We start from the raw sequence: 8,718 nt of genomic DNA, 5'->3' as shown, positions 1-8,718 counted from the left end.
GCAAAACCCTTGGCTCCGTTTCCGGCCCGACCACTTACGTCGCACTCTGCGTCGTCAGTGCCACCGTGATGAAAAAGCGCTTTAGCTTATGTGCAGTGGGCACGGGCAAGGCATGGCGTTGTGCTGCAGCACATATTTGACGCAAAGCATTACCCCGAGACCCTCACGCCATCGAACCCACCACTGCGCCTTTGCCCGCAACCGGCACGTCATGCAGCGAGATCTTCGAGGTTTCGGGTAGTGCCAGGCCGCCTGCCATCGCTAATACGGCTACGGCAATCAGGTAGAACGCTGGCGACAGGTTGCTGCCGGTGACGCTGATCAGCCAGGTTGCCATCAGCGGTGCGGTGCCGCCGAACAGGGTGTAGGCCATGTTGTAGGTGATCGCCGAGGCGGTGTAGCGGGTGCGGGTCGGGAAGGTTTCCGACAGCAAAGCAGCCGTGACCACGCCGCACAGCACGGCACCCACGGCCAGCAGCATGACGCCGATGATCGAGGCGATGAACGAGCCGGAGCTGGCCATCAAAAATGACGGGAACACCACAACCATCAGCAGGATACAGGCCGTAGCCATTGTGACCCGCCGTCCTACCCGGTCTGAATAGGCACCGGCCAGCGGACAGAGCGCGGCTGCGAATGCCAGTGCGATCAACGACACCAGCAGTGCCGTTGCCCTGCTCAGGCCTCCGGCCACTTGCAGGTACGTCGCAAAATAGGTGGTGAACATGTAGAACGACAACGCCGTCAGCGATACGAACGCCCCCAGGCAGCACATGGCGGCTGCGTGATGGCGCAAGGTGTCCTTGAGTGGCGAGTGAGCTACGGCGTGCCCTTCAGCCACCGCCTGAAACGCCGGGGTCTCGTCGAGTTTCCAGCGCAGGTACAAGCCGACCAGTCCCAGCGGGGCGGCGATCAGAAACGGCAGGCGCCAGCCCCAACTGCCCATCGCCTCGGTCGACAGGGACGATTCCAGCGCATAAGCCACCACAGCAGCGGCGGCGAAGGCCGAAAACGTCGAGACCGGGACGAAGCTGCCGTACCAGGCCCGCTGAGTACGCGGCGCATGCTCCATGAGGTAGGCGCAGGCCCCGGCATATTCCCCGCCGGCCGAAAAACCCTGCGCACAGCGAATGATGGTCAGCAGAATCGGCGCCATCACGCCAATCGCTGCATACGTCGGCAGCAAACCAATCAGCGTGGTGGCGCCGGCCATCAGCAGAATGGTCATGGCCAGGGTCTTCTTGCGGCCGATGCGGTCACCCAGCATGCCAAAGAACACCCCGCCCAACGGCCGGAATGCGAAGGCGACGGCAAACACGGCGAAGGTTTTCAACAGCGCAGCACTGCTGTCGCCGCTGGGGAAAAATTGCAGGGCGATGGTGGTCGCAAGAAAGCCATACACGGCGAAATCGAACCACTCGACGAAATTGCCGATGGCTGCGGCGACGATGACTTTTTTCAGCGTGGCAGGATCGACGTGCTCTGCGGCGGTGGTTGTCATGCTGACCTCGGCGTCTTGATCTGGAAGGGATCGATTATCAAGACAGCGACCTGCAGGCTTCACTCTAGAAGTGTCCTCCACGTAGTCAGGGCCGACGTCTTGTCATCGAACCGCGCAGAATTCATGCCAGAGGCTCTGCCACAAGGTCTACAGCCCCATCGCGCGTCGCCCTTGCAGGCCGCCGGTATGAACGAAGACCAGCCGGGTGCCAGGCTCGAAACGGCCGGCCAGCACCTCATCATGCAGGGCCAGCAGCGCCTTGCCGGTGTACAGCGGCTCAAGAAGTACGCCGCCCTGCACTTCGCTGCTGGCAATGAAATCGAGCAAGGCAGGGTCGGTTCTGGCGAAACCGCCACGGCTGGCGTCGAGCAGAAGACAGGCAGCGGGCAGTTCCGACGAGGCTTTTTCCTGCAACCCAGCGGCCTCGCCCAGCACAGCCATAATGTTTTCAGCGACCCCATGATCATCCGGCACCGCCATCGCGCCATACACCGGATGCGCACCCGCCTCGGCCAGCAGCAAACCTGCCACGGTGGTGCCCGTCCCGGCAGCTAGCCACCAGCCGTGGTAGTCATCCCAGCCTGTCTGACCGAGCTGGCTATCGACCATTTCTCGCAACCGTGCGCAGCCCAAAGCACCGGCAAGCCCGCCGCCACCTTCTGCAATCGGATACAACTCGGGATAGTGCGCCTGCCAGGGCTGCCAGAAATCCGCAGCATGCCGCGCTCGATAACCGGCGTAGCCCAGCCAGTGCAGTTGCATGCCAAAGGCTTGCAGGTCCAGCACCGTTGGCGTCTGCTGAGCATGACCGCGCAGCAGGCCAACCGTCGGGAAGCCGAAGCGTTTGCCCGCTGCGGCCAGGGCATGCAAGTGGTTGGAATGTGCGCCGCCGAGGCTGATCACACCCTGGGCACCGACTGTGACGGCCTGTTTGAGGTGATCGTTGAGCTTGAACCATTTGTTGCCGCTGATCAGCGTATCGATCCGGTCCAGGCGCAGCATCGCAACCTCGACCCCGGCGTGTTGCAGCCAGGGCAGGCTCAAGCGTTGCAGCGCAGCAGTGGGTTGCCAGCCAAGCGCGTCAGAAATCATCCGCGCAGTTTACAGGCAAGCTGAATCAGAGCGCAGCGGCCAGTCGCGAACCTTGATCGATGGCACGCTTGGCATCCAGTTCGGCAGCAATATCCGCCCCGCCGATCAGGTGCACGCTTTGCCCGGCCGTGACCAGCTCGTCATACAGTTCGCGCAACGGGTCCTGCCCGGCACAAATCACGATATTGTCCACCGCCAGCAGCTTTTCTTCACCGTCTTCGCCAATGCGAATGTGCAACCCGGCGTCATCGATTTTCAGGTACTGGACGCTGTTGAGCATCTGCACCTGCTTGTTTTTCAGCCCCGTGCGGTGAATCCAGCCGGTGGTCTTGCCCAGACCATCGCCGACCTTGGAGTTCTTGCGTTGCAACAGAAACACCTGGCGCGCCGGGGCATGCACATCAGGTTTGATCCCGGCCACACCGCCACGCGCCTCAAGCGTTGTGTCGATGCCCCACTCCTTCCAGAACGCGTCACGGTCAAGGCTGGTGGCCACGCCTTGATGCACGAGAAACTCCGACACATCAAAACCGATACCACCCGCACCGATCACCGCCACACTGCGCCCGACCGGTTTGCGTTGCAGGATCACGTCCAGGTAGCTCAGTACCTTGGGGTTGTCGATACCGGGGATCGCGGGGGTGCGCGGCGCGATGCCAGTGGCCAGAATCACTTCGTCAAAGCCTGCGCCCAGCAGATCCTGAGCATTCACCCGGGTGCCGAGGCGCAACTGCACACCGGTTTCCTGCACCTTGTTGCGGAAGTAACGCAGGGTCTCGGAGAACTCTTCCTTGCCCGGCACGCGCTTGGCGATATTGAACTGGCCGCCGATTTCACTGGACGAATCAAACAGCGTCACCTCATGCCCGCGCTGTGCGGCCACCGTTGCCGCAGCCAGACCGGCGGGACCTGCGCCCACCACGGCAATCTTCTTGATGTGCAGAACAGGCAAATAATTGAGCTCGGTCTCGTGGCAGGCACGCGGGTTGACCAGACAGCTGGTCAGCTTGCCGCCGAAGGTGTGATCCAGACAGGCCTGATTGCAGCCGATGCAGGTGTTGATCCGTTCGGCATGGCCTGCAGCAGCCTTGTTGACGAACTCAGGGTCGGCCAGAAACGGCCGCGCCATCGAGACCATGTCGGCGTCGCCTTCGCTGAGAATGCGCTCGGCAACCTCCGGAGTGTTGATGCGGTTGGTGGTGATCAGCGGAACGTTTACCGAGCCACGCAGCTTGGCGGTGACCTTGCTGAATGCCGCGCGTGGCACCTTGGTGGCGATGGTCGGAATTCGCGCTTCATGCCAGCCGATGCCGGTATTGATCAGCGTCGCGCCCGCCTGTTCGACCGCCTTGGCCAACTGGACGATTTCTTGCCAGGAACTGCCGCCCTCCACGAGGTCCAGCATCGACAGGCGAAAGATGATGATGAAATCTGCACCAACCGCCTCACGCACCCGCGTCACGATCTCGACAGCCAGACGCATGCGGTTTTCATAGCTGCCACCCCAACGATCGGTGCGGTGGTTGGTGTGGGCGGCGAGGAACTGATTGATGAAATAACCTTCCGACCCCATGATTTCGACGCCGTCATACCCGGCACTTCGGGCCAGGGTCGAACAGTTGACGAAATCGGCGATCTGCTTTTCGATGCCCTCTTCATCCAGTTCGCGCGGCGTGAACGGGTTGATCGGGGCCTGAATGGCGCTCGGCGCAACCTGCTTGCGGCTGTAGGCGTAGCGACCGGCATGCAGTATCTGCAGACAGATCTTGCCGCCGGCCTCGTGAACCGCCTGAGTGATGATGCGATGCTGCTCTGCTTCCTGGGCATTGGTGAGTTTTGCTGCGTTATCGTAAACACCGCCCTCCTCGTTGGGCGCAATGCCTCCGGTCACCATCAAACCAACGCCGCCACGTGCCCGCTCGGCAAAATAGGCCGCCATGCGCTCGAAGCCACCCGGCCGCTCTTCAAGCCCGGTGTGCATCGAGCCCATCAGGGTGCGGTTGCGCAAGGTCGTGAAACCCAGGTCCAGCGGGGCCAGCAGGTGCGGATAGTGAGCAGCGGTCATGGCAAAGCTCCATCGAGTCAATCACGGGAAACAAGGACCTCTGTGTGCCCTTTGCTTTATTGCGCCACAGTAAACAGCCACCTTGTCACACTCAATGACCCAAAGTGACAAGTTATTGATCCAAACGCGCAGCGGCACTTGGCAAGCGCCCGACGTAGTCCTACCCTAGTCGACAATTTCCCGATGGCAGCCTTTCAGCCTCTTTATGCGCAAATTCTTCGCCACCTGCCTGGTCGTGCTGAGCGTCGTCAGCCTCGTCAGCTACGCAATCTGGACCGGACAACGCCCGGCGGGTCACTACCTGTCCGACCTGCGCATTCGTCTGGCTATCAATGAAGGCGAACCCAACGAGCGCGGAAACCTGCTGGGCATCGAGCCGGTGCTGTTCCCCACCGATTATCAAAACCCTGACCGACTGCACCGCAAGCTGGCGGCCTATCTGCAACAGGCGCGTGATTACGGGCTGATCAACCCCAAAACGGTGGTGGTGCTGCCGGAACACATCGGCACCTGGCTGTTCGCCAGTGGCGAGAAGGATCAGCTCTATCAGGCCGCGACCGTAGACGAAGCGATGGAGTGGCTGTCCTGGAGCAATCCGTTGCAATTCGTTGCGGCGATGCTCGGCGCCGAAGGCCGCGACCGCATGGATGACGCGCACCTGCGCATCAAGGCCCGTGCCATGGCGCGGGACTATCAAGCACTGTTCGGCGGTCTGGCGAAAGAGTTCGGGGTGACGCTGGTGGCCGGCTCCATCGTGCTGCCAGACCCCAGCGTCGAAGGGGGCCAACTGAAAGCCGGCAATGGCGCGCTGTACAACAGCAGCCTGACCTTCGGCAGCGACGGCCAGCCAATCGGGCAGCCTCAGCGCCAATTGTACCCGGACCGCTTTCAGAAACGTTACGTGCACACGGCGAGCGATGCGCCACTGAACGTGATCGATACGCCCGCCGGACGCCTGGCGGTGCTGATCGGCAGCGACAGTTGGTACCCGGACAATTACGCTCGCCTGAGTCACAGCGGAGCCGAGCTGATCGCCGTACCCGCGCTGGTCATCGGCAAGACCGGTTGGTCCGACCCCTGGCAAAAGCCTCGGCATTCAGACATCGACATGGCAGCCGATCATCCGAGCGAAGGCGACGCCTGGCACCGTCTGACCCTGACCAGTCGTGCACCGCAAAGCAACGCGCAGGCGGGGGTCAGCGTCTTTATGCGCGGCCAGTTCTGGAACCACAGCGTGGCCGGGCAAAGCTTTGCCAGCCACGGCGGGCAGACCCTCGCCGAACCGCCGCAGGGCGATGGCACGGCTGAGGTCGCCCGCCTGATCAACCTCTGGCTTTGAGCATGCCGACATTGACCCTGCGCCTCGGCGATCTGTCGGTGGGTTTCATCCAGAGCCTGACCGATGCAGTTATCAGCTTTGACAAAAACCCTGGCCCGCTGCTGGAGCAATACGCGCTTGACCCGACGCGCTTGAGTCAGGCGGGTGCGCGCCTGTCGATCCCGCGCTACATGCGCCTTGGGCACGCTGCGATCCAGCTCACCGGCCAGCCCGGACTGGGCCTGCGCATGGGCCAGCTCAGCCGTTTCGCCCAGGCGGGCCTGGCGGGTGTGACGGCTGCTCAGGCCCCCACCGTGCGCGAAGCAGCACGCACGTTGATACGCTTCGAGCCGCTGTATGGCTCCAACTATCGCGGGCAGTCGAGCTTTCACGAAGATGCCGAAGGCGCGTGGATGCGCTTTTACTCTATCAGCCCGTACAACGCTTACAACCGCTTTGTCGTCGACTCGATTCTGAGCGGCTGGATCGCGCAACTGGCGACCCTGGCGGGCACCGAGCTGCGTGCACAGCGCATCGAGATCGAATTCGACGCACCTGCCTATGCAGCGCAATACGCAAGCCTCAGCGACAGCCCGGTGATGTTTGCGGCGGCCACCAATCAGTTACGCCTCGATCAGGCCAGTCTGGCCTTGCGCAACCCGGACCATTGTCCGAGTACCTGGCGGCATTTGCTGCAATTGTGCGAAAGGGAGCTGGAGCAACAGACCCGCACCCGCAGCTTGCGTGAACGCATCATTCAATTGCTCGGGCCGCTATTGAACGGCGGACGGGAACCGGACCTTGAGGAAGTGGCGGCGCGACTCAAGCTGCCGACCTGGACATTGCGCCGCAAGCTGGCCGAGGAAGGCACACGCTTTCGCGCGGTACTCAATGACACGCGACGCGATCTGGCAATGACGTATATACGCGACACAGAACTGGCGTTCGGGGAAATCGCCTACCTGCTGGGGTTTGCCTCTGCCGAGGCCTTTCAACGCGCCTTTAAACGCTGGAACGGACAGACTCCGGGAGAGTTCCGCCGCAGCCAGCGCCAAAGCGCCTGAAGCCTGTCATAACTCGGTAGCGTCGTCGGCATGCTCTACCGGGTCCAGTTCCGATTCACGGTATTCGAGTAGTTCTTCCTGGTATTCGTCCATTTCTGTGCCCTCTTGGCGGGTTGAGTATGCTGGATAATTAAAGCTGAAATAACTGACCGCGAGATCAACATTAAAGTGCCAATGTGAAATAAAAATGTTGATCCCTATCAAACAGACGAAAAAGATCGTGGCCAATTCAGCACTGATCTCGACCTGTCTGCCTGTCTGCCTGTCTGCCTGACAGACACGGCTATTGACTTGCGTGCCTGTGTCGACCTAACCTCAGGCCCATGAACCTCATCAAGCAAAACCTCGGCCAGATTATTATTACCGTCATTCCAGTCATGGCGGGTTAGCCGACGTTTGCAAAAAACCCGCCCTGGAGGCCAATGCTGTTCACTTAAGGATTGTTTACTAGTCCTCAGGCGGCAGGAAAATCCGGAATCTGATTATGGATTCCGGATTTTTTATGCCTGTCGCTCAGGATTTAGGCGCTGTTCTGGAGTTTGCCGAGCAGCTGCTCTCACACCTCGACGTATTCACCGATCACATTCCTCAGGAATGGATAAGTGCCGCAGCCGCCCTGGCCGAAAAAACCACGATCCGGCGTCGGCGTTTGCCTTCGGATATGGTGCTTTGGTCGGTCGTTGGGATGGCGCTTTTCAGGGGAGAACCTACCTTATCGAGAGCATACCCAATCACTCGGTTACCTTACTGGACAAAGGATTTTTCAGCGCTGATCTGCTGTTGAGTATTCAAGACGTTGAGAAAAACAGGCACTGGATGATCCCTGAGCGCAAGGGGACGGTCAGAACGGAGCTTGAACATTGTGGTGATGGCGATTATCTGGTGCAGATGAACGTCTCGCCGCAGGCGCGCAAAAAGAATCCGGCTCTACCTGAGTACTGGCAGGTGGGCGGTGACCTACGAAGTCGAAGGAAAAGAGAAAACGGTCTTCACCTCGCTTCCGGCCTCAACATTTAGCGCAGAACAGGTCGCAACGCTTTATCACGAACGGTGGGAAATCGAGTTGGGTTTCAGAGATATCAAAAGCTCGATGCAAGACAATGCGCTGACGCTTCGCAGCAAGACCGTGGATCTGGTGTATCAGGAATTATGGGGGCTGTTGCGGGCTTATAACGTGGTTCGCCGGGAGGCCAGTCAGGCTGCTGTTGCTCACAAACGAGCGCCCAGCGAAGTCAGTTTCAAGTTTGCCTGTCAGCACATTGCCAGCCATCTGGTGGTCATGGCCGGGGCCGTATCCCCGTCCCATACCCCAAGGCGCCTGGAAGAACTTCGGGGCAGTATTGGCGTGCTCTTCATAACAAAACGCCCTAGGCCGGCGAGGCCCAGGGCGGTGAAGATGTCAAAAACCCGGTATCCGGTTAACCGCAAGGCTGCACCGCTTAAGTGAACAGCATTGCGCCCTGGAGGCGGGTTTTTTCTGTCTCCTGGGCAACATTACTGAACCAGGAGTCAGACATGATCATTTCCCTTCGCTCTATCGCCCTTCTCACCTCGTTGAACCCGACTATCGGCGTGCCACACGCTGTGGCGCTGCGTGTCAGCGCGTTGCCTGAAGGGACGACGCGATGACCGATCTGCTCAATCACTACGCCCGCAAGATCCTCACCTCGCGCGTCTA

Annotated in this window: 5 protein-coding genes and 3 pseudogenes; 3 read left to right on the top strand and 5 right to left on the bottom strand. The window is 60.4% G+C overall.

Features of this window, described 5'->3' with window-relative positions:
* Positions 1-163 precede the first annotated feature (163 nt).
* The 3 genes from DW49_RS0127535 to DW49_RS0127525 all read right to left on the bottom strand — a co-directional run bounded on the left by DW49_RS0127535 (position 164) and on the right by DW49_RS0127525 (position 4,658).
* A complete protein-coding gene (locus DW49_RS0127535) occupies positions 164-1,501 on the bottom strand; it encodes an MFS transporter (protein ID WP_024420382.1) in 1,338 nt (445 codons plus the stop codon).
* Positions 1,502-1,648: 147 nt separating this feature from the next.
* Complete coding sequence (locus DW49_RS0127530; RefSeq protein ID WP_005619671.1) at positions 1,649-2,593, bottom strand: 1-aminocyclopropane-1-carboxylate deaminase/D-cysteine desulfhydrase; 945 nt, start codon at positions 2,591-2,593, stop codon at positions 1,649-1,651.
* Positions 2,594-2,618: 25 nt separating this feature from the next.
* A complete protein-coding gene (locus DW49_RS0127525) occupies positions 2,619-4,658 on the bottom strand; it encodes an NADPH-dependent 2,4-dienoyl-CoA reductase (protein ID WP_005619673.1) in 2,040 nt (679 codons plus the stop codon).
* Positions 4,659-4,863: 205 nt separating this feature from the next.
* Here DW49_RS0127525 and DW49_RS0127520 point away from each other — a divergent pair, with 205 nt between their 5' ends.
* Positions 4,864-5,997, top strand: coding sequence for a nitrilase-related carbon-nitrogen hydrolase (locus DW49_RS0127520; RefSeq protein ID WP_005619675.1), 1,134 nt, complete (start codon positions 4,864-4,866; stop codon positions 5,995-5,997).
* Positions 5,998-5,999: 2 nt separating this feature from the next.
* Positions 6,000-7,040, top strand: a complete 1,041-nt coding sequence (locus DW49_RS0127515) for an AraC family transcriptional regulator (protein WP_005619677.1) — start codon at positions 6,000-6,002, stop codon at positions 7,038-7,040.
* A gap of 6 nt (positions 7,041-7,046) precedes the next feature.
* Here DW49_RS0127515 and DW49_RS1000000134470 read toward each other — a convergent pair.
* A pseudogene (locus DW49_RS1000000134470) lies at positions 7,047-7,498 on the bottom strand (hypothetical protein).
* 26 nt (positions 7,499-7,524) lie between these two features.
* Here DW49_RS1000000134470 and DW49_RS1000000131430 point away from each other — a divergent pair.
* Positions 7,525-8,487: pseudogene (locus DW49_RS1000000131430) on the top strand (IS4 family transposase).
* Here DW49_RS1000000131430 and DW49_RS1000000133480 read toward each other — a convergent pair.
* Positions 8,480-8,718 (bottom strand): annotated as a pseudogene (locus DW49_RS1000000133480) (hypothetical protein); the annotation flags it as partial. The pseudogenes DW49_RS1000000131430 and DW49_RS1000000133480 overlap by 8 nt on opposite strands.

Source organism: Pseudomonas avellanae BPIC 631, assembly GCF_000444135.1.
Taxonomy (GTDB): Bacteria; Pseudomonadota; Gammaproteobacteria; order Pseudomonadales; family Pseudomonadaceae; genus Aquipseudomonas; species Aquipseudomonas avellanae.
The sequence above is the reverse complement of the archived record's forward strand: the minus strand, read 5'-3'. Positions and strand labels throughout refer to the sequence as shown.